Here is a 19922-nt window from a genome sequence, read left to right on the forward strand (position 1 = left end):
CCCTCCCAGGGCGGGGCCGCGCCACCGGGACCGGGCCCTGGCGGAGCGCCGGCAGGGCCCGGTCCGCCAGGGCCGGAGGCTGGTGCGGGGGCGGCTCCGGGGCCGGCGGGGAACGGCCGTGCCGTGAAGGCGGGATCGGCCGGCGAGGTGGGGCTCCCGGGAAAGCCGACCGGCGGGGGGCCGGGCGTGGACGTCCCGGGCGCCCCTGCCGTGCCGGGTGGGATGGAACCGGGCCTGATCGGTGGAGCGTAGTAGAGCGGACCGGGTGGTCCGGCCAGGCCGCCGGGCGGACCCGGGGGAGCCGGTGGCCCGGGCGGGGGGAAGTCTGTCGGGGCGACCGGCCCGGCCGGACCGGTCCGGGGTGGGGCGGCGGGCGGACCCGGCGGCGACGGCCAGGCGGAGGCTGCGGAGGTCGGCGGACCCGGTGGACCGCCCGGACCGGTCAGGCCACCGAACCGGGGCGGTGCCGACGGGATGGGCGGGCCGGGAGGTTGGACCGGCCCGCGCGTGACGCTGTCGGCTGCTGGGCCGCCGAGCGGAGAGCCGGGCCCCGTGTAGGGCGGCGGCCATGAGACATGCCCGGGCCCGGGGCCCTGCTGCAGCGGGTCCGGGGCCGCGCCCGGCCGGCCCGCGCCGCTCGCCGGGTCGGCCCCGAAGCGGTCGCCGGGTCCCGCCAGGGGAAGCTGCCCGGGAGGGAGGGTGAGTTCGGCGTCGTCGAGGTCCGGGCCCGGGTCCGGACCGTCGCCGAGGCGCGGCCCCGGCGGCGACTGCTCGGGTGAGCGCGGCGTCTCGTCGTCGCCAAAGCCGGGGCTCGGCACGGTTCCTCCCGAGATGGGTGACGGGTGCGGTCCCCAGAGTAGGCGTACCACCCTGCGAATACCGGTGGTATTGGGCTACTGCGCAACAAATGCGGCCCTATCGCTACCCGCCCGGACGCGCGGCAGCAGGCTTGCGGCGCGACGGGGGATCCCGTCAACCGGCCACGCCACGTGCCGTGCTCCGGACACCCCGTTCACGGCCGCCCTCACCGGCGGTCTGAGCTGGGTATACGTCCCGGCCGGATCAGCTCTGCGGCACCGGGTCGAAGCCGCTCCACCATTCATACAAAGCGACGCCGTCGGTTCCGGTCGCCATGAACGAGACCAGCTTGTCGTCGTAGGACCAGAAGATGAAGTGGCTGCTCTGCCGGACTGTGCAGACGGCGGTGCCCTGGGTCTTTCCCTGGTCGAAGTTCCAGGTGAAGACCTCGCTGCCACCGTCCTTGCACGTGCCGCTCGGCGTGGTGACCAGCGCCTTGCGGACATCGACGTCGCTGGTGAGGTCGCCGGCGGTGGCGTAGGCGTAGGCGGCGACGACCTTGCCGTCGTCGGAGTCGCAGTACAGCGCGGCCACGATGCGGTCGCTCTCCGCGTCGCTGTTGGGCTTGCAGTCGGTCATCGCCGACGAGTCGAGCTTGGCGAGCAGCTCGTTCTCGGCCGGGGTGAGCGCTGCGGAGGCGCTCGGTGACGGGCTCGCCGAGGACGTGGCGGACGGGCTCGCCGGCGCGGTCGGCCGGGCGCTGGGAGAGACCGAGGCGGCCGCCGCCGGCTTCCCGTCGTCGGATCCGCCGGTGAGCAGCACGACCGGGATGACGATGAGGAGCAGCACGGCGACGACGGCCGCGCCGATGATGATCGCCCGTCGGCGACCGGAGCCGCCGGGCCGAGGCCCACCCGCGGGTCCGCTACCAGGAGGCGAGTATGCCCCGTACGCCCCGGCCGGCGGGTAGCCCTGCTGGTAGCCACCGGGCGTCGGATAACCCTGTTGCTGGTAGCCCTGCTGTTGGTTGCCGGGCCCCGGGTAGCCCTGCTGTTGGTAGCCGGGCCCCGGGTAGCCCTGCTGCTGGTAGCCCTGGTCGTAGCCCGCAGTCGGTTGCGGGTAGCCGCCTGGCGGCGGGTAGCCGGTGGGCGGGTAGTCCGGTGAACCACCGTAGCTGCTGCTGGCCGGACCGCTCGGGCCGCCGGCCCCCGGCGCCGCGCCGTATCCCCCCGCCGGCGGATAGGCGGCGGTCGGCGGGTACTCCTCCGGACCCGGGTTCCGGCTCTGCCCGCCGGACGTTCCGGGCGGGTATCCACTGCCCGCACCGTCGGGAAGTATCCGCGTCTGCACCTCCTCGCCGTATTGGTCCCCGCCGCCATAGGGACCGCTGCGACCGTAGGGGTCCGCGCCACCGTAGGAATCGTCACGTCCGTAGGGATCCGCCTGGCTGCGGGGATCTGCCTGGCTGTAGGGAGCCGTCTGGCTGTAGGGGGCAGCCTGGCCATAGGGATCCGCCTGGCCGTAGGGATCGTTGAGCGGCCGGCTCGCCACGACGGGCGGGAATCCCGGGCCCGCGGGCGGCTGGCCGACCGCTGGCCAACCACCGGCCTGGCCCGGTCGTCGGTTGCCGGCATCGTCGCCGACCAGGCGGGTTCGCTCCGCGTTGTCGTACGGCTCGGCGCTGCCCGGGTCGACCGGGTCCGGGCGGGAAGCGGCCGGTGTGCCGTGCACCCGTTGGGTTTCGGCGTCCGGGTCCTGGGGGCCTGGGCCCGGTGACTGCATGAGGTCCTCCTGTGCCGCGCGAAGGCGCCCCTGCCGCCGCGCCCCGTCCCTGCCCGCCCGGTGGCCGGGACGGCCTTGCGGTGGCGGGTCGCCCCGCTCCGCCCGCGCCCGGGACTGGATAAACCGCGTCTTCCGTCCCAGATCGGGCCCGCTGCTGATGGTAGGGCCTTTGCTGCTGGAAGGAAGGGGGGGTCGCCTTCTCGACACGCCTGCGGGGTCGGATCATCGCGTCCGACCCCCGCGGCCGCGGTTGCCGCCGGCGGCAGTCCGCCCGGCCGCGGGGCTCCGCACCGGTCCACACCGGCCGGCCGGTGTGGACCGGCGGTGCCGGCGGAGCCATCGCGCGTTGCGGGGGGGGGGGGGGGGGGGGGGGGGGGGGGGGGGGGGGGGGGGGGGGGGGGGGGGGGGGGGGGGGATCAGGCGGCGTAGCGGATGACGATGTCGTCCACGATCGATTCCAGGAACACCCGGTCGATGGGTTCGCCGGTGAGCAGTACGCGCTGCAGGATGATGGCGGTGCCGATCTCCATGAGTATCGCGTGATCGACGTCCGGGCGGANTTCCCCACGAGCGATCGCGTGCTCGACGATGGCGTGGGAACTCGTCTCGCGTTGCGTCCAGAGCCCGCCACGCAGCGCGTCCCGCAGATCAGGATTGCGGGGCATCTCCGAGATCAACTCAGCGATGATCCGCCCGCGGCCGCCCCGGATGGCCTCGTGAAAGGAAGTCAGGAACTCGATGATGTCCAGGCGCAGTGAGCCCGTGTCCGGAGTCGGCATGCGTTCCTCGGCGAAGGCGTTGATCGCGTCCATCACCATCGCCAGTTTCGACGGCCAGCGCCGATAGATCGTGGCCTTGCCGGCGCGGGCGCGGGCGGCCACCCGGTCCATCGTCACGCCGTCGTAGCCGAGTTCGGCGAGCAGATCCAGGGTGGCCGATCGGATCGCGTGATCCCGGCTCTCGTCGCGAGGCCGGCCGCCCGGGCGCGGCGACGCGAGCGAGGGCTGGGTCACGAAGCATTCTCCCGACGGCTGCGGGGCGGCCGGCGCCTNCCGCGTGCGTTCCGGGAGTCGAGGAGTGACGCACGGTGGATGACCGCGAACGCGTAGCACCGGTTGGGCCCGCAGAGCGTAACTCACCGGGGATACTTCGAGTACGGGTTGGCATGTGAGCGGATAGAGCTTCCCGGTGTCCGGACGGGACCAGACGCGCCCACCACACGGGCGGCCAGCCTGCGACGTTCATACGTTTATGGGGCCGACCGGACGCGCGGGTGGGCTGCGTCGGCGCTGATGAGGCGGGTCCGGATTGGGGTGCCCATCGGTGTGCCGTCCTGGGCCGAGCCGGCGGCCCGGAGCCGAGCCGGGGTTGTCCCGCCGCGACGCGTCCGGCGGGCGGCGGAGATCCTCGCCGTGATCAACTCTGGCCGGCGGCGCCAGGTCACGGGCGGCCCGTGGGGCGCCGCGGTCCTGGCGGTGACGCCTGGCTGCCGCCCCGGGGGCAGGCTGGATGTCGCGGCGGGACGACGGTCAGATCCGGCCGGCGTGCTCCGGGATCGGACGGTGGTTCTCCTGGCTGGCACCGGTGTTCACGACGGCCTTGGGGTCGTCGGGGTGCAGGAACACCCACTTCTTGTAGGCCCAGAAGCGGAACACCGTGCCCAGCCCGGTGCCGATGACGTTGCCGAACAGGTTGAAGGCGAGCACGCCTCGCAGGTCCAGCACGTAGCGGGCGAACCCGAGGCAGCCGAGCGCGATCAGCAGGCCGACGGTATTCAGGATCACGAAGAGGGTGTACTCGCGGCGCAGACCGGTCCGGGCGCGGTGGTTGAAAGACCACTGCCGGTTTCCGATGTACGAAAAGGTGGCCGCAACCACCGTGGAGACGGTCTTCGCGCTGAGCGGACCCATTCCGAGGAGCGTGTGACACAGGTTCGAAACCAGAAAGTCGATGGCATAGCAGACGCCGCCGACCAGCCCGAACTTACCCATCTCGTGGATGAGTACCTGCATCGGCGAGCGTGTCTGCCGGTGCCTCACCACACGCGACCTCGTTCGATTCTTACCACTCGTGGAGAGTACCGGCTGCCTCCGCCCCGGCTCGGGGCCACCCCCTCGGATGGGGCTGGCGGTGCGATCGCTGCCGCAACCGGGGCCGAGACCTCGACTGCGGGCAGTAATGTAAATCTTACCGAGGTGTGGTCGGGTCACCGGGGAGGTGTTCCCCGATCTACGATGAGTGATGCGACCGTTCCGTTGCGGCCGGCAACGTGAGTGGCGCAACCTAGCCGAATGTGGGGAACATCGACGAAGGTGGGTAGGGGGGCGGCATCCNGACAACACGGGAGCCGACAACGCGGGAGCACGGTCACCATCGAACGGGAGGATGGACCACCATGATCTCCTTCACCAGTCGGTCGGGCGGCTGATGTCGACGTCGACCGAGTACCAGAGCCCGGCCGAGGCGGCCGCCGACGCGCACGCCGACCGGGTCCGCCCGGCGGGGCCGGTGGGCAGCACGGCCACCGTGACGGAGCTGCTGCTGACCCATGCGGCCGGTAACCCGGCCCGACGGCAGGAGGCCGGGCTGCCCGCCTCCCCGGCCGCGCGGCCGCGCCTGGGTGTCGCGGTCGTCGCATGCATGGATGCCCGGATCAACGTCGAGTCGCTGTTCGGCCTGACCGAGGGGGACGCGCACATCCTGCGCAACGCCGGCGGCGTCATCACCACGGACGTCGTGCGCTCGCTTGCGGTCAGCCAGAATGTGCTCGGCACCACGGAGATCATCCTCCTGCACCACACCTCGTGNGGTCTGGAGCAGATCACCGACGACGGCTTCCGCGACCAGTTGGAGCGGGACACCGGCGTGCGTCCCGAGTGGTCGGTCCAGGCGTTCGCCAACGTGGAGGACGACGTGCGCCTGTCGCTGCGCATCCTGCGCTCCTCGCCGTTCCTGCAGGCCACGACCTCGGTGCGCGGCTTTGTCTACCAGGTCGAGACGGGTGGGCTGGTGGAGGTCCGGGCCTGACCGATCGGTGCGGCCGCACCGATCGATGCGGTGTGGTCGATCGGTGCGGTGTGGTCGACCGTTGGAGGCGATCGATCGGGGCGAAGTGATCGGCCGGTACGAGGCGATCGGCCACGGTCATCGCCGCGGCCGGCCCAGGGCCCGGTAGGTCCAGCCGGCCGTCCGCCACCGCTGGGGATCGAGGGCGCCGCGGCCGTCGATGACGATGGGCCGCGCGACGTGTGGTCGCAGCACGGCCGGATCGAGCTCCCGGAACTCGTGCCACTCGGTGAGCACGAGCACGACCTCGGCGCCGGCCACCGCGCCGACCACCGAGTCGGCGAAGCACAGGTTCGGGTGACAGGCCCGCGCGTTCTCCGCCGCGGCCGGATCGTAGACCGACACGTGGGCCCCGGCCCGGCGCAGCGCCTCGGCCACCTCCAGGGCGGGCGAGTCGCGGATGTCGTCGGAGTTGGGTTTGAACGCGGCCCCGAGCACACCCACCGTCCGGTTCGCCGGTGAGCCGCCCAGAGCCTCCCGGGCCAGCGCCACCGCGCGCGCCCGCGCCCGGATGTTGACGGCGTCGACCTCGCCGAGGAACGTCAGGGCCCGGCCGACCCCCAGCTCGTCCGCGCGGGCCTGGAACGCCCGGATGTCCTTGGGCAGGCAACCACCGCCGAATCCGATGCCGGCCTGGAGGAAGCGGCGCCCGATCCGAGCATCATGTGCCAGTGCGCTGGCCAGTTCGACGACATCGCCGCCGGTCGCCTCGCACACCTCGGCCATGGCGTTGATGAAGGAGATCTTGGTGGCGAGGAAGGCGTTCGCGGCGACCTTGACGAGCTCGGCGGTGGTGTGGTCGGTGACGACGACCGGGACACCGTCGCCGATCATCTGGGCGTAGACCGCCCGCAGCCGCCGCTCCGCCGTGCCCTCCGGGGCGACCCCGAAGACCAGCCGGTCCGGCCGCAGGGTGTCGTCGACGGCGAAGCCCTCCCGGAGGAACTCGGGGTTCCAGGCGAGCTCCGCGCCGGGCACGCCCGCGGCGAGCTTCGCCGCGAGGCGGGTGGCCGTGCCCGCGGGCACCGTCGACTTGCCGACCACGAGGTCGCCCGGGCCGAGCCCGGCCGTGATCAGCCCGCTCACCGCCGCCTCGACGTGGCGCAGGTCCGCCGCGCCGCTGTCGGGCTGCTGGGGCGTGCCGACACAGACGAAGTGCACGTCGGCCCGCTCGACCGCCTCGGCCAGCGAGCCGGTGAACGTGAGCCGGCCGGNCTCGAGGTTCTTACGCAGCAGTGCCTCGAGACCAGGCTCGTAGAACGGCACCTCCCCGGCGGACAACCGCCGGATCCGGCCGGCGTCGATGTCGACGCCGGTGACGTCGAAACCCAGCTCGGCCATGCACACGGCGTGGGTCGCGCCGAGGTAACCCGTGCCGATGACGCTGATCCGCGGATCGGTGGACCTGCTCACGATCGGCACCTCCGCTGCGCAGGGGATCGGCGTGGATCCCCTGCGCCCCGTCGCCGCGCACCGGGAGCCACCGGCTTGGCGAGAGTAGTCACTACCCTCCGGCGTCGGCTGCCACGTCGGCCCGATCGGGCATCACCCGAGGCGGGGGAGGCGCAGCGTCCGCACGCCCGGGCCCGCGAGCGCGAGCGGGTCGACCGCGTCGTTGGCCGCGTCGTTGGCGGCGTCGTCACTGCCCGTCGCACCCGGTCCGCCGGCCGCAGCGGGCGCGGCGGCGATGGCGGTGATCCGCTCGGCCTCGATCCGGCGGGTGAGCGCCCCGGGGTCGAGATGGCGGCAGAGCACCATCGACGCGCCGGCCACCAGCGGGGCGAGCAGCCCACCGAGGAGCCCCTCGGCCGTCGCCGGCGGCGCGGTGGACAGGACCCGGTCCGCGGGCCCCAGTCCCCAGGCCGCAGCGACCCGCGCGCCGGCCCGCAGCAGCTCGACCTGCTCGGGCGGGGGCGGCGGCGGGGTGAACCGGTCGCCGTGCGGGGGGACCTCGGCGGAGTAGTCCAGCACGCCGGGAACGGGCCGCAGCATCCGGCCGCCCAGCGGGCGCAGCGACAGGGCCACCGTCTCGTCGACAACCAGCTCGGCGGTCGCGTCGAGCCGGTCCTCAGCCACGAACAACGCGCCGAGGCGGGTCGTCGGTGGCAGCGTCGAGCCCGCGGCCACGGCGAGCGCGCCGGCACCGCCGTTCTCGCCGGCGTCGGCGAGGACGACCTCCAGCCCCGCCAACCAGCCGGCGAGCGGGATGACCAGGCCCAGCCAGTGGGTCGGCAGGTCGACCCCGATGCGGTCGCCGGCACCGAGCCCGAGGGTGTCGACGAGCATGTTCGCGGTCTTGGCGATCCAGTTGTTCAGCGTGGTGGCAGAGAACTCCACCCGCTCGCCGGTCGCGTCGTCGTAGAAGGTCACCAGCGGCCGGGCCGGGTCGGTGGCGAGCCGGCGGGCGAGCAGACCGGCGATACCCCGCAGTCCCGCGGGAACGTCGCCGTCCGGCGCGCCGCCCGCGCCCGCCGGTCCCAGCAGTCGGACCGCGGGTACCAGCCGCGGCGGCACCCCGGTCACGGCGTGCAGGAGGTGTCAGCGGGCATCGGCGTGGCCGTACCGACCGCGCCGGTGCCCGTCGCCGTGGCACCCGTCGCCGTCGTGGTGGTGCCCGTCTCCACGGCCGACGAGGTGGCGATGCCCGCCGTGCCGCCCGTCGCGGTGGTGGCGATGGCCGTCGACGGTTCGCCGGCTGGACCTGCCGCCGCGCCTGGACCTGCCGCCGCGCCTGGACCGGGGGCGGCCGCCAGGCCGGCGAACGCGGTGCCGAGGACGACGACGAGTCCGTCCCCCGTCCGGGCGGGGTCCTCGACGGGCAGTCCGCCGGGCAGCCGGGCGGCCAGGGCACGTGCCGCGGCCTGCTGGCCCGGGGGATAGTGGATCTCGGTCAGTTCCTGACCGGTCGTCGTCGCCGTCGTCATCGCTCCAGTGAATCCGAGCGACCNCAGCGCGTCGACCGTGGCGGCGGCGAGCCCCGTCCGCCCCGAGGCGTTGCGGACGGCGGCGACGCTGACATCGGCGCGTCCGACCGTGGTTCCGGCGGGCTCGGGGGGCGCCGCGGCCGGCCGGGCGGTGCCCGCGGGCCGCAGCGGCGCCAGCACCTGGGCGAGGCCGGCCTGGTCGGCGACCAGCACGGCGCCGTGCGGCGGGATCGTCCCCATTCCGTCGACGGCGCCGTCGACGGGCAGGGCCACCCTGGTGGGGACCGTGACGAAGCGGATTCCGCCCGAGCTCAGCCCGCTGGCCCGCTTCGCGAGGGTGAGTAGCGCGGTCTGGTCGAGTCCCTGGTCCACCCTGAGTGCTCCGCCGACCGCGCCGAGCAGCGCGGTGATCTTCGCCGGATTGGTGAGCACGCCCGCGCCGGTCGCCGTCGCCAGGAGCTTGGCGAGGAACTGCTGCTGGCGTAGGACGCGCAGCCGTTCGTCACCGAGGGCGTAGCGGGTGCGGACGAAGGCAAGCGCCTGATCGCCGTTCAGGCGGTTCTCCCCGAGGTGGCCGTTCCAGCCGGACATCGTGTCGTGCAGGTTGCGGGTGCTCCCGTCGGGCAACGGCGTCACGCAGACGGTGACGCCGCCCACTGCGTCCGTCATCGTGCGGAAACCGGCGAGATTGATCGAGATCGTGTGATCGATCTTCAGGCCGGTGAGCGACTCCAGCGTGCTGACAAGGCCGGGCACGTCGGCGAGCTGGAGCACCTCGGTCAGCTTCGCGCGGCCGTCCCNGGCCGCGGCCCGCTCGGGGGGCACGACGCGCACGAGCATGTCGCGGGGGAAGGACAGCAGGGTCGCGGAGCCGTCCCGGGCGAAGTGGGCGATGATCGTCGTGTCCGACCGCACCCCGTCGACGACGCCGTACTCCCCGCCGGTGCCCTCCCGGCTGTCGTCGCCGAGCAGCAGGATGTTCTGCTCGCCGGCCGCGCCCGCCGGCCGGGCACCGTCGATGTTCCAGTCCACCCGGGTGATGGCGCCGTCGAAGTGCCGGTAGGCGGCCCAGCCCAACGAGCTCAGCGCCAGGACGAACACGGACAGCAGCCCGGTGGCGGTGAGCGACAGCCGACGCAGGAACGAGCGGTGCCGGCGCGGCCGGCGGGGATCGAGCTCGGGCGGCAGCGGCAGCGGCCGCTGCCGTGTGGGCCGGCCGCGTGGGCTGTTCGGGCGGTACAGCCCGTCCGGCCGGACTGGGCGCGGCGGTGCTGGCTGCGGCGGTGCTGTGCGCGGCGGTGCTGGCCGTCGCGGCCGAGCGGGCGCCGCGCGTGGTTCCGGCGCCGGTGCTCTCTCGCGCCAGTGCCACAGGTCGGGCGGAGTACTCGGGGTAGGTGGCGTCGACGCCGGACGGGCGTGGGGGCTCACGGGGTCGCGGACCCTCCTCGGTCAGGCGGTCCTCGTCGTTGATGCCGTCGGAATGCGCACCGCGGCCGTTGCAGGTGATGCGGCCGTTGCAGGTCATGTGGTCGCTGCAGGTCATGTGGTCGTTGTGGTGATGGCGTGTGGTGATGGGGATCGGTGCCGTTTCCATCTGTTAAGACGTCCGCGGCGCGCGGGACGTTGCCAGGGTGAACACCAGTGGGCCCGACAGGGGGAGGAGTGCGGGGCCGCACGTACTCCGGGTCGTACGTGGTCCGGGCCCGCGCACGGCGACCGACGGTCGGCCGCCGAGCCGAGGACCAGGGCGGCGATGNCCGGGGCCGTCGGGACCGGCCGGCGAGGTCGTTATCCTGGCGTCAATCATGGATGAGCCGGAGACGACGACCACCGAGAGCACCGACACCGCCGAGCCGGCCGTCGACGCGGCCGGCCAGACGCCGGTGGAGATCCGTCCCGTCCCGTCCCAGCCTCGCCCGTCGCGCGAGTCCCGGCTGCCCGAGCACCCGTCCCCGGCAGCCGGGACCGGGCCCGTGACACCCGGGATCAAGTCCGCGGCACCCGGGATCGAGTCCGCGGTGGCGGGAACGGTGGGCGGCGGCGGGCGCCTCGCCCGCCGGGTGCGGCGGGGGCCGCTGCTGCTGGTGCTCATCACCGCGGTCCACCTGGCGATGTTGCTCAGCTACGCCTTCGTGTACCCCACCTGGACGGGCTACGACGAGGCCCAGCACGTCGACATGGTCTATGGACTGCAGCACGGCGCCGGCTGGCCCGCCCCCGGTGAGAAGATGATCGCCACCGGGGTGGCGGCGACCTCGGACGACTTCGATCGCGGCCGCTATCAGGACATGTTCCAGGCCGGGGGAAAGCGGCGCGGGGCCGCGCCGTTCGCGGAGATCGACCCGACACCGCGCGACCAGCGGAGGTCCTTCAACGCCCTCGGCGGCCCGACGCCGGTCGACGACGGGCGCCTGTCCAACCAGATGGTGCAGCACCCACCCCTGATCTACGCGGCTGGGGCGGTGCTGTTGCGCGCCCTGCCCGGCTCCGGCGACTGGGCCTATGACCAGCAGGTCTTCGTGCTGCGTCTGCTGAACATCCTGGTCGTCGCGCCGCTGCCGCTGCTGGCCTGGCTCGCCGCCCGCCGCTTCGGTCTCGGCGAGCCCTCGGCGTTCGCCGCGGCCGCCCTGCCGCTGGCGATCCCCGGGTTCACCCGGGTCGGCGCCACCTTCAACAACGACGGCATCCTCATGCTCGCCACCGGTGGGCTCACCGTGGTCCTGGCCGGGGTGCTGCGGGGCGACCTGCGTCGGCGCACCGCGCTGTGGGCCGGGCTGTGGCTGGGGCTCGCGCTGCTGTCCAAGGCGTTCGCGCTCACCCTGCCAGTCATGATCGTCGCCGCTTACCTGGTCGGATGGTGGCGCCGTCGTGCGTTCGGCGCGACGGCGCCCGGCGTGCCCGGGTGGCGTCGACTGCGGACCGCCGTCGCCTCCCTGCCGTGGGTTCCCGCGGTGCTGGCGGTCGGCCTCGGTCTCGCCCTCGGTGGCTGGTGGTGGGTCCGTAACTACCTGCTGTACGACGCCGTCCAGCCAAACGGCTGGGCGACCAACCCACCGCGGCGGGAGCCGCTGCTGCTCCCCGACTCGTTCCTGACCTGGTTCTGGTACTTCTTCCGCACGATGATCTCGCGGTTCTGGGGCGGCCTCGGGATGTTCGAGCCGCCGCAGCTCTCCCCGATCGCGATCGTGCTCGCCACCGTCGCCGTCGTCGGGCTGAGCGTGACGGCGATCGTCGGCCGCCGCCGAGCCGGGCGGCCCGAGCGATGGTCGCTCGCGGCCGGGGTGATGGTCCTGCTCCTGCCAGTCGCGTTCGCGTACCTCGAGGTCGGCCAGCGTAGTTGGGCGGAGTACCAGCAGTACACCCGCGGGATCGCCGTNCAGGGTCGTTACCTCTACCTCGGTCTGGTCGGGCTGGGGGTCGTGGTCGCCCTCGGCCTGCGCCGGGCGCTGCCCGNCCGCGAACGGCTGGCTCCGCTGATCCTGCTGGTCGGTGCGCTGCTCATGCAGGGCGCGGCGCTGCTCGCGATCTGCTCCTACTACTGGTTGCCGCGCCGGGTCTCGTTCACCCCGGCGCGGATTCCGGACGTGGTGTCGGCGATCGGCCGTTGGGCGCCGTTCCCGGTCGGGGTGACGATCATCGTGTTCGTCCTGGCCGCGCTGCTGTTCGCCGGGACCATCGCTGCCGCCGGAGTCCAGGCCCGGCGTCAGCCGGCCGTGGCCGCCGGCCCCGCCACGGCCGCCGGCCCTGAGCCGGCCGCCGGCCCTGAGCCGGCCGCCGGTGCCGAGCCGGCCGCCGGTGCCGTGCCGGTCACCCCCGCGCAGTCGTCGGCTGCCACGGTCGACCCGGCCGCAGCGACCCCGGGTGGTCCTGTCACGGCGCGTTCGGGCGCGCAGGACTAGGGCCCCCGGTCAGGACCCCTGGTCCCGGGGCTCCGCTCGGCCGCTGACGGGGTCAGGCTCCCGTCGTGGCGACCGAGACGCGGGAGTGGTCGCCCAGCATGAGCCGGTGCGCCTTGGGCAGGGCGGCCGAGGGCACGACCTCGACGTCCCGGCCGATCAGCGAGTCCTCGATGCGCCCGATCCCGCGGATGGTCGCCCGCTCCAGGACGATCGAGTACTCGATCTCGGTTCGTTCGATCGTGCAGGAATGGAAGATCGAGGTGAACGGGCCCACGTAGGTGTCGACCAGGGTGGTTCCGCGCCCGATGATGGCCGGGCCGCGCACGNTGGAGCGGACCAGCGAGGCGCCGTCCTCGATCACGACCCGGCCCACGATCGAGCTGTCGGCGTCCACGGTGCCGTGGATCGCCGGCTCGATCGACTCCAGCAGGTGCCGGTTGGTCTCCAGCATGTCGGCCAGCCGGCCGGTGTCCTTCCAGTAGCCCTCGACGAGGTGGGAGGCGACCTCGTAGCCGCCGTCGACCAGCCACTGGATGGCCTCGGTGATCTCCAGCTCACCTCGGGTCGACGGTTTGATCGACCGCACCGCCTCGTGCACGGCGGTGCCGAACATGTAGACGCCGACGAGCNCGAGATCGCTCGGCGGGATCAGCGGCTTCTCGACGAGCCGGACGATGCGGCCCTCCGCGCCGAGTTCCGCGACGCCGAAGGAGGAGGGGTTGTCCACCTTCGTGAGGAGAATCAGCGCGTCCGGAGTGGTTCGCCGGAACTCCGTCACCAGGCTGGCGATGCCGCCGATGATGAGGTTGTCCCCGAGGTACATGACGAACGGTTCGTCGGCGAGGAAGTCGCGGGCGATGAGCACCGCGTGCGCGAGCCCGAGGGGCGCGTCCTGGTGGATGTAGGTCACGCGGAGCCCGAACGCCGAGCCGTCGCCGACCGCCGTCTCGATCTCGGCAGCCGTCTCACCGACGATGATTCCGACGTCGACGATCCCGGCGTCCCGGATGGCCTCGAGGCCGTAGAAGAGCACCGGTTTGTTCGCCACGGGGACCAACTGCTTGGCGGACGTGTGCGTGATCGGCCGCAGACGCGTTCCTGAGCCACCGGCGAGGACGAGGGCCTTCATGATCCGTAACTCTATCGCGCCGCTTTGAACTGACCGAAAGTAACAACAGGTGTGGCGGCTGTTATCGGATTGGACCGATCCCCTTTGCCGGGATGACGGGTTGTCTGTCCCCCTCGGTGGCCCGTCTTTCCTACGGCATCGGGTTGGTGACGGGTGCGCGCCACCCGATACGGGTACGTTGAGTAGTCGAAGGGTTCGCTACGGCCAGCCCGGCCGGGACGCTGACCGGCCGGCCGATCGTGCCACGACCGCGAGACATTTCCGGCCGCCTGGGAGGGGGACACGGTGACCGAGGCGCCGCCGCGTCCACCGGGCGATCCGCAGGCGAGGGGTCGTGCCGGGCGGTCCTCTCGTCGGCGGACCCACGCCCGCCGCCCCCCGGGGGCTCGCCGGGCCGCGTTGGCGGGACACATCGTGCACGACGCCCGGCGTGAGCGCTCACCGCTGGGTCGGCTGGTGATCCTGCTCGCCGCCGTGCTTTCGGCACTGATCCTGGTGACCACGGTGGGCGGCTGGACCGCCTACGAGTACTTCGGCGCGCAGATCCACCGCATCCGGCTCGGTCTCGGCGACGACCGGCCGGCGGACGCCGCCTCCGGAACCCGCAACTTCCTGCTGGTCGGTTCGGACAGCCGGGCCGGCACCGGCGGCGAGTACGAAAGCCAGGGCGCGGTGACCGACGAGCGGTCGGACACCACCATGCTGGCGCATCTCGACGCTGACGGGACGACGACGATGGTCTCGTTTCCCCGCGACACCCTGGTGCGCATCCCCGGGCACGGCCGCGGCAAGATCAACTCGGCGATCACCATCGGCGGCCCCAGCCTGTTGATCAGGACGATCGAGAACCTCACCGACATCAAGATCGATCATTACGTCTCGATCGATCTCGCCGGCTTCAAGGCGATGACCGATGCCGTCGGCGGGGTCACCGTCTGCGTCAGGCCGTTGCCCGGCGGGGGCCGGTCGAACCTGTACGACCCGTGGTCGCAGTGGCGTGGCCGGGTCGGCGAGAACCGGCTGTCGGGGGAGCAGGCGCTGGCGTTCGTGCGCCAGCGCCACGGCCTGCCGGACAACGACTTCGATCGCATCCGCCGTCAGCAGCAGTTCATCGGCGCGGTGTTCACGCAGGCGACCTCCTCCGGCGTGCTCACCAACCCGGTGCGGCTGGAGAACCTGCTGCACGCGGCGACGAAGGCGCTCACCGTCGACGACGGGACGAGCATGAATGATCTGCGCGCGCTCGCGACGCGGCTGCGTGGCATGTCCGCCGACCAGATCCGGTTCGAGACGATCCCGGTGCACGCGCCCACCCCCGCCGAGGGCGGTAACGCCCTCGGCGAGCTGCCCCGCTTCGGCTCCGTGCAGCTCTACGAGCCCATCACGCTGGAGAAGTTCCTCGCTCCGCTGCGCGGCCGGCCCAGCCGGGCGGCGGCGCCGGCGGTGAGCCCGTCGCCGACGGTGCCCCCGGCGAAGGTGACCGTCGACGTCTACAACGGCGCCGGGGTCAGCGGTCTGGCCACCTCGGCCGCCGCCGCGCTGGACCGCGCCGGCTTCCAGGTCGGGCCGGCGCGGACCTGGCGCGCCGGCGTCCAGCGCACCACGCAGGTGCGGTACCACCCGGGTGCGGTGCAGGCCGCGCGGACGGTCCAGGCCGCCGTGCCCGGCAGCACGCTGCAGCAGGACGCCACAGTTCCCGCCGGCCGGGTGAGCCTCGTTCTCGGCACCGCCTTCGAGGTGGACACGATCACCGCTGCGCCGACGCCCGCGGGCGCGGCCGCGGGCGCGGCCGCGGGGCCGACCACCGCGGGCTCACCGGCGGGCGCGTCCGTGGGCGCCGCCTCCGGTGGGGCCACCGCGCCGGCCACCCCCGCCCCCGCTTCGACCCCCGCCCCCGCCACGACCGCCGCGGAGCTCACCTCGCGTTGCACCTACTAGCCCGGCTGCACCTACTAGCCCGGCCTGATCGCCTGCTGGTGCGGCACGGCGGAGGCTGCCGCGATGGACGCAGGTTGATCTGCCAGACTCGGGCCGTGCGCGTTCTCGTGACCGGTGCCGCCGGACAGCTCGGCGCCGACCTGTGCCACCTGCTCGAGGCTCGGATGGCCGAACCGGACTCCCCCGTGCGGGCCTGGGCGGGTCTCGGCCGGGCCGAGCTGGACATCACCGACCCCGCGCGGGTCCGCGCCGTCCTGCGTGACCAGGCCCGGCCGGCGAAGATCCAGGGCGGCCTGGTTGTGATCAACACCGCCGCCTGGACGGACGTGGACGGCGCGGAGGCCGACGAGGCCGGGGCCTACGCGGTCAACGCCACCGGACCCGCGCACCTCGCCGCCGCCTGCGCCGAGGTCGACGCCACGCTGGTGCAGCTCTCGACCGACTACGTCTTCGACGGCCAGGCGACGAAGCCGTACGAGACCGGGGACGAGACCGGCCCGGCCGGCGCATACGGCCGCACCAAGCTCGCGGGAGAACAGGCTGTGCGGGCGCTGCTGCCGGCGTCCTCCTACGTCGTCCGGACCGCCTGGGTGTACGGCCGGACGGGTCGTAACTTCGTCAAGACGATCAGTCGGCTGGCCCGGGAGCGCGGGGCGGTCTCGGTCGTCGCCGACCAGACCGGCTCGCCGACCTGGTCGGCCGATCTGGCCGCCGGCCTGCTCGACCTCGTCGCCTCGCCGGCGCCGCCCGGGGTCTACCACTGCACGAACACCGGCGAGACGACCTGGTACGGATTCGCCCGCCGGATCATGACCGAGATCGGGCTGGACCCGGCCACGGTCAGCGCGACGACCACGGACGCCTTCCCTCGGGCCGCCGCGCGGCCGGCCTACTCCGTGCTGTCCACGCGATCGTGGGCGGACGCGGGTCTCACCCCGCTGCGTCCCTGGGACCAGGCGTTGCAGGCCGCCTTCGCCCTTGCCGGAGAGGACCTGCGCGGCTGAGTCCGCCCCTCGCCCCTCGCCCGTTCTCGGGCGGGCCTTGCCGAGTGGGGCCGCCGCCCGCGTCCTGAACCGGTGACGGACGCTGCCCTCACCGGCGGCGTGACCGGATCGGTGCGTCCACGACCGATCGGTGCGTCCATGAGGCTCGTCTGTGTGCGGTCCGTCACTCTGTAAAGAATTTTGCAGAGCGAGAATAATTTTAGGGACTACAAGGTTGTAGCTGCTGCAACCAGTGTGGCGTCGGGCGGGGGAGGGGACGATGACGACCCAGGCGGGCATGGAGCGGGCGCCTGTGGAGCCACCGGCCGAGGCCCGGCCGGCGGAGCTGGGCCTGCGGGAACGCAAGAAGCTGCGGACCCGCCGGGCCCTGCGGATGGCGGCCATCCGGCTCGTCGCCGAGCGCGGGCTGGACGGCGTCTCGGTCGACGAGATCGCCGCCGCGGCGGAGGTCTCCACCCGGACGTTCTTCAACTACTTCCCCACCAAGGACGACGCGATCGTCGGCATCGACCCGGAGGACATCCGCGAGATCACCGAGGCGCTCGCGGCCCGACCCGCCGGCGAGGAGCCGTTGGCCGCGGTGCGGGCGGTCATGTTGCAACGCGCCGCGCTCATCGCGCCCGAACAGGCCGACCTCTGGCGGACCCGCCTTGCGATCATCCGCCGGCATCCGCACCTGATGACGGCCAGCGCGGCGAGCTGGAGCTCCTACGAGAACGCGCTCGCCGAGGCCGTCGGCAGCCGCTGCGGCCTCGATCCGGCCCGGGATCCGTATCCCGCCGTGCTGGTCGCCGCGGTCCTGGCGATCGTGCGCATCCTGTCGGTGCGCTGGCAGGAGTCCCCGGGCGCGCCGCTGGCCGACCTGCTCGGCCAGGCCTTCGACAGCCTGGCGCGGGGCCTGCCGCCCCCACCGCCCCCACCACGTGCGGCATCGGCCTGACCGGCGCGGCCCGGACGCCGACACCGCCCCGTCCCCCGAAACGTTCCCGAGCATGTCCGCCGCACCAGCACCCTCCCCGAGGAAGCCGACACCGATGAAAACGACGGAACTCTGTACCGACAGCCACGATCACGAGGGGAGCTGATCATGACCCAGGCTCAGGCGTCCGCGCCCGGCGTCGAGGTCCCGGCCGACGCGTCCGCGGCGCAGGTCGCCGACAAGCGCCGGCTATGGATCATTATGGGAGCCCTGCTCCTGGGGATTCTGCTGGCCTCGCTGGACCAGACGATCGTGTCCACGGCGCTGCCGACGATCGTCGGTGATCTCGGCGGGGCGACCCACCTGTCGTGGGTGGTCACCGCCTACCTGCTCGCCTCGACGGTGTCGACGCCGGTGTGGGGCAAGCTCGGTGACCTGTACGGGCGAAAGATCCTTTTCCAGGTGTCGATCGTGCTGTTCCTGGTGGGGTCCGTCCTCGCCGGCGCCTGCACGTCGATGGGCCAGCTCATCGGCTTCCGTGCCCTGCAGGGCCTCGGCGGCGGCGGCCTGATGATCGGCGCGATGACCATCATCAGCGACCTGGTGCCGCCCCGCGACCGTGGCCGCTACCAGGGCCTGTTCGGCGCCGTGTTCGGCGTGTCGTCGGTGGTCGGCCCGCTGCTCGGCGGACTGTTCGTGGACCACCTGTCGTGGCGGTGGGTCTTCTACGTGAACCTGCCGGTCGGCGCGGTCGCCCTGGTGGCCACGGCGCTGGCTCTGCCGGCGACGACAAACCGGATCAAGCACGTGATCGACTATCTCGGCACCGTGCTGCTGGCCGGGGCGACCACCAGCCTGGTGCTGCTGACGAGCCTGGGCGGCACCACCTATGGCTGGGGTTCTCCGGAGATCGTCGGCATGGGGGTCGCGGGCGCCGTGCTGCTTGTCGCGTTCGTGTTCGCCGAGCGCCGGGCCGTCGAGCCGGTCCTGCCGCTGTCGTTGTTCCGCAACCGGGTGTTCTCGGCGGCCGGTGCGATCGGCTTCGTCGTCGGCTTCGCGATGTTCGGCGCGATCGTCTTCCTGCCGCTGTTCCTGCAGGTGGTCAAGGGCGTCGATCCGACCGAGTCCGGCCTGCAGATGCTGCCGGTCATGGGTGGCCTGCTGCTCAGCTCGATCACCTCCGGCCGGCTGATCAGCCAGTGGGGCCGCTACAAGGTCTTCCCGATCGTGGGCACCGCGGTGATGTCGANCGGCCTGTTCCTGCTGTCGTTCATCAGCCCCGACATCGCCACCTGGCAGCTCGCGCTGTCGATGTTCGTGCTCGGCGTGGGGATCGGCTCGGTGATGCAGGTGCTCGTCATCGCCGTGCAGAACTCCGTCGACCACCGGCAGATGGGCGTGGCGACCTCGGGTGCGACCTTCTTCCGCTCCATCGGTGGTTCGTTCGGTACGGCCGTCTTCGGCGCGATCTTCGCGAACGTGCTCGCCGGCAACATCAACGACCGGCTGGCGGGCCTGCCGCTGCCGCCCGGTCTCGCCGCCTCCGGGGCGAACATCAGCCCGAAGCTGCTCGCGACGCTGCCGCCGGACATCCGCTCCGGCTTCGTCCAGGCCTTCTCGGACTCGATGCAGACGGTCTTCCTGGTCGCGGTGCCGATCGGCCTGGTCGCCTTCGCCCTCACCTGGCTGCTTCCGGAGATCCGCATGCGCCACACCGTCGACACCGTCCCTCCGNCCGCTGACGACGCCGCAATCGATGCCACGTCGGCCGACGGGCCGAGCACGACCAGCGCCGAGTCTGTCGAGCGCCCGGCTGTGACGGGAACGGCGGGGCAATCCGCCGCCGATGGCCAGGGGCGTTCCTCTGGCCCGGTCGAGGCCACGGTGGTCATCGCCGCAGCAGATGACCTTCGAGCGGCCGACGTGACTGATGTCGGTAGGCGATAGCGCTAACCGGTGTCGGTAGGCGATAGCGCTAACCGGGTGCGATCGGCTGCGTGTGCGGGCGCGGCGGCGTCAGCTCACACTGCTGCCCTGCCGTGGATGCGGTAGCGACCGCCGGATCGTCGGGGGTGGCCCGGCTGTGGACTACGTCGACAGCCGGGCCGCTCCGGTCAATGTCGTGTCAGCGACCAGTTCGAGTCAGCTCGATGGTGATCGAGAGCGTGTCGCGGGCGCTGGTGATCCGGATGACTGTGTCCGGTGACCCTGGCGCATCGACGGGCGGCGGTGTGTCGAACGAGTCTCGCCGAGGTCCGCCACGCGATCGGGTGGCGGACGCGGCCAGCACCGCTCGAGCGATCTCTGCGAGAACCATCGAGATGACAAGGAAGTCCCGCGTCACGAGCACATAGGACCCGATGGCGAGGAGTACCGCCGTCGTCAGGGCGCGGGGCAATACCAGGAACTTTAGGTTCGGATCAGGACTGTGACCACGGTGGGCGGCGGTCCTGCGAGGTGCTT

General features: G+C 72.8%; 13 protein-coding genes and 10 pseudogenes. 9 read left to right on the plus strand and 14 right to left on the minus strand.

Annotation, left to right across the window (positions count from 1 at the left end):
• Window positions 1–575: 575 nt before the first annotated feature.
• Window positions 576–779 (plus strand): hypothetical protein, encoded by a 204-nt coding sequence (locus FF86_RS10205; RefSeq protein ID WP_044884285.1) that lies wholly within the window; start codon window positions 576–578, stop codon window positions 777–779.
• 283 nt (window positions 780–1062) lie between these two features.
• Here FF86_RS10205 and FF86_RS10210 read toward each other — a convergent pair whose 3' ends face one another.
• The 4 genes and pseudogenes from FF86_RS10210 to FF86_RS10220 form a co-directional block, all read right to left on the minus strand.
• Window positions 1063–2580: a hypothetical protein gene (locus FF86_RS10210; protein WP_044884286.1), complete on the minus strand. Its 1518-nt coding sequence runs from the start codon at window positions 2578–2580 to the stop codon at window positions 1063–1065.
• Window positions 2581–2996: 416 nt separating this feature from the next.
• Window positions 2997–3139 (minus strand): annotated as a pseudogene (locus tag FF86_RS45170) (TetR/AcrR family transcriptional regulator C-terminal ligand-binding domain-containing protein); the annotation flags it as partial.
• A gap of 1 nt (window position 3140) precedes the next feature.
• Window positions 3141–3593, minus strand: a pseudogene (locus FF86_RS45175) (TetR/AcrR family transcriptional regulator); the annotation flags it as partial.
• Window positions 3594–4109: 516 nt separating this feature from the next.
• Complete coding sequence (locus FF86_RS10220; protein WP_173667248.1) at window positions 4110–4592, minus strand: GtrA family protein; 483 nt, start codon at window positions 4590–4592, stop codon at window positions 4110–4112.
• Between the two features lie 415 nt (window positions 4593–5007).
• On the opposite strand from FF86_RS10220, the gene FF86_RS45180 reads away from it, so the two are divergent.
• Both FF86_RS45180 and FF86_RS45185 read left to right on the plus strand, forming a co-directional pair.
• Window positions 5008–5387 (plus strand): carbonic anhydrase (locus FF86_RS45180; protein WP_304438120.1); only part of this gene is annotated, 380 nt, incomplete at its 3' end.
• Window position 5388: 1 nt separating this feature from the next.
• Window positions 5389–5607 (plus strand): annotated as a pseudogene (locus tag FF86_RS45185) (carbonic anhydrase); the annotation flags it as partial.
• Between the two features lie 117 nt (window positions 5608–5724).
• Here the strand turns inward: FF86_RS45185 and FF86_RS10230 are convergent.
• The 6 genes and pseudogenes from FF86_RS10230 to FF86_RS64035 form a co-directional block, all read right to left on the minus strand.
• A partial coding sequence (locus tag FF86_RS10230) for a UDP-glucose/GDP-mannose dehydrogenase family protein (protein WP_242418490.1) occupies window positions 5725–6860 on the minus strand: 1136 nt, incomplete at its 5' end.
• Window position 6861: 1 nt separating this feature from the next.
• Window positions 6862–7068, minus strand: a pseudogene (locus FF86_RS45190) (UDP-glucose 6-dehydrogenase); the annotation flags it as partial.
• Between the two features lie 123 nt (window positions 7069–7191).
• Window positions 7192–8160 (minus strand): TIGR03089 family protein, encoded by a 969-nt coding sequence (locus FF86_RS10235; RefSeq protein WP_370657176.1) that lies wholly within the window; start codon window positions 8158–8160, stop codon window positions 7192–7194.
• Window positions 8161–8165: 5 nt separating this feature from the next.
• The coding region (locus FF86_RS45195) for a LytR C-terminal domain-containing protein (protein WP_242418491.1) at window positions 8166–8593 on the minus strand (428 nt) is incomplete at its 5' end.
• 1 nt (window position 8594) lies between these two features.
• A pseudogene (locus tag FF86_RS45200) lies at window positions 8595–9370 on the minus strand (LCP family protein); the annotation flags it as partial.
• A 1-nt stretch (window position 9371) separates the two neighbouring features.
• Window positions 9372–9812 (minus strand): annotated as a pseudogene (locus FF86_RS64035) (LytR family transcriptional regulator); the annotation flags it as partial.
• Window positions 9813–10375: 563 nt separating this feature from the next.
• Here FF86_RS64035 and FF86_RS45210 point away from each other — a divergent pair.
• Window positions 10376–11946, plus strand: a 1571-nt coding sequence (locus FF86_RS45210) for a glycosyltransferase family 39 protein (protein WP_396229824.1), incomplete at its 3' end; no start/stop codon positions are given.
• Between the two features lie 575 nt (window positions 11947–12521).
• On the opposite strand, the pseudogene FF86_RS45220 reads toward FF86_RS45210, so the two are convergent.
• From FF86_RS45220 to FF86_RS45230, 3 pseudogenes are all read right to left on the minus strand, one after another.
• Window positions 12522–12795, minus strand: a pseudogene (locus FF86_RS45220) (glucose-1-phosphate thymidylyltransferase); the annotation flags it as partial.
• Between the two features lies 1 nt (window position 12796).
• Window positions 12797–13098 (minus strand): annotated as a pseudogene (locus tag FF86_RS45225) (sugar phosphate nucleotidyltransferase); the annotation flags it as partial.
• A 1-nt stretch (window position 13099) separates the two neighbouring features.
• A pseudogene (locus tag FF86_RS45230) lies at window positions 13100–13598 on the minus strand (sugar phosphate nucleotidyltransferase); the annotation flags it as partial.
• 414 nt (window positions 13599–14012) lie between these two features.
• Here FF86_RS45230 and FF86_RS10255 point away from each other — a divergent pair.
• From FF86_RS10255 to FF86_RS45240, 5 genes and pseudogenes are all read left to right on the plus strand, one after another.
• Window positions 14013–15536: an LCP family protein gene (locus FF86_RS10255; protein WP_052681003.1), complete on the plus strand. Its 1524-nt coding sequence runs from the start codon at window positions 14013–14015 to the stop codon at window positions 15534–15536.
• Window positions 15537–15631: 95 nt separating this feature from the next.
• On the plus strand, window positions 15632–16540 hold the full coding sequence (rfbD, locus tag FF86_RS10260) for a dTDP-4-dehydrorhamnose reductase (protein WP_173667249.1): 909 nt from the start codon (window positions 15632–15634) through the stop codon (window positions 16538–16540).
• A gap of 259 nt (window positions 16541–16799) precedes the next feature.
• Window positions 16800–17480 (plus strand): TetR family transcriptional regulator, encoded by a 681-nt coding sequence (locus FF86_RS10265; protein ID WP_052681000.1) that lies wholly within the window; start codon window positions 16800–16802, stop codon window positions 17478–17480.
• Window positions 17481–17627: 147 nt separating this feature from the next.
• Window positions 17628–18708: DHA2 family efflux MFS transporter permease subunit (locus tag FF86_RS45235; protein WP_304438121.1), on the plus strand; the 1081-nt coding region annotated here is incomplete at its 3' end.
• 1 nt (window position 18709) lies between these two features.
• Window positions 18710–19193: pseudogene (locus FF86_RS45240) on the plus strand (EmrB/QacA family drug resistance transporter); the annotation flags it as partial.
• Window positions 19194–19584: 391 nt separating this feature from the next.
• Here FF86_RS45240 and FF86_RS45245 read toward each other — a convergent pair.
• The coding region (locus tag FF86_RS45245; RefSeq protein WP_242418492.1) for a hypothetical protein at window positions 19585–19922 on the minus strand (338 nt) is incomplete at its 5' end.

This window comes from Frankia sp. CpI1-P, from assembly GCF_001421075.1.
Lineage (GTDB): Bacteria > Actinomycetota > Actinomycetes > Frankiales > Frankiaceae > Frankia > Frankia torreyi.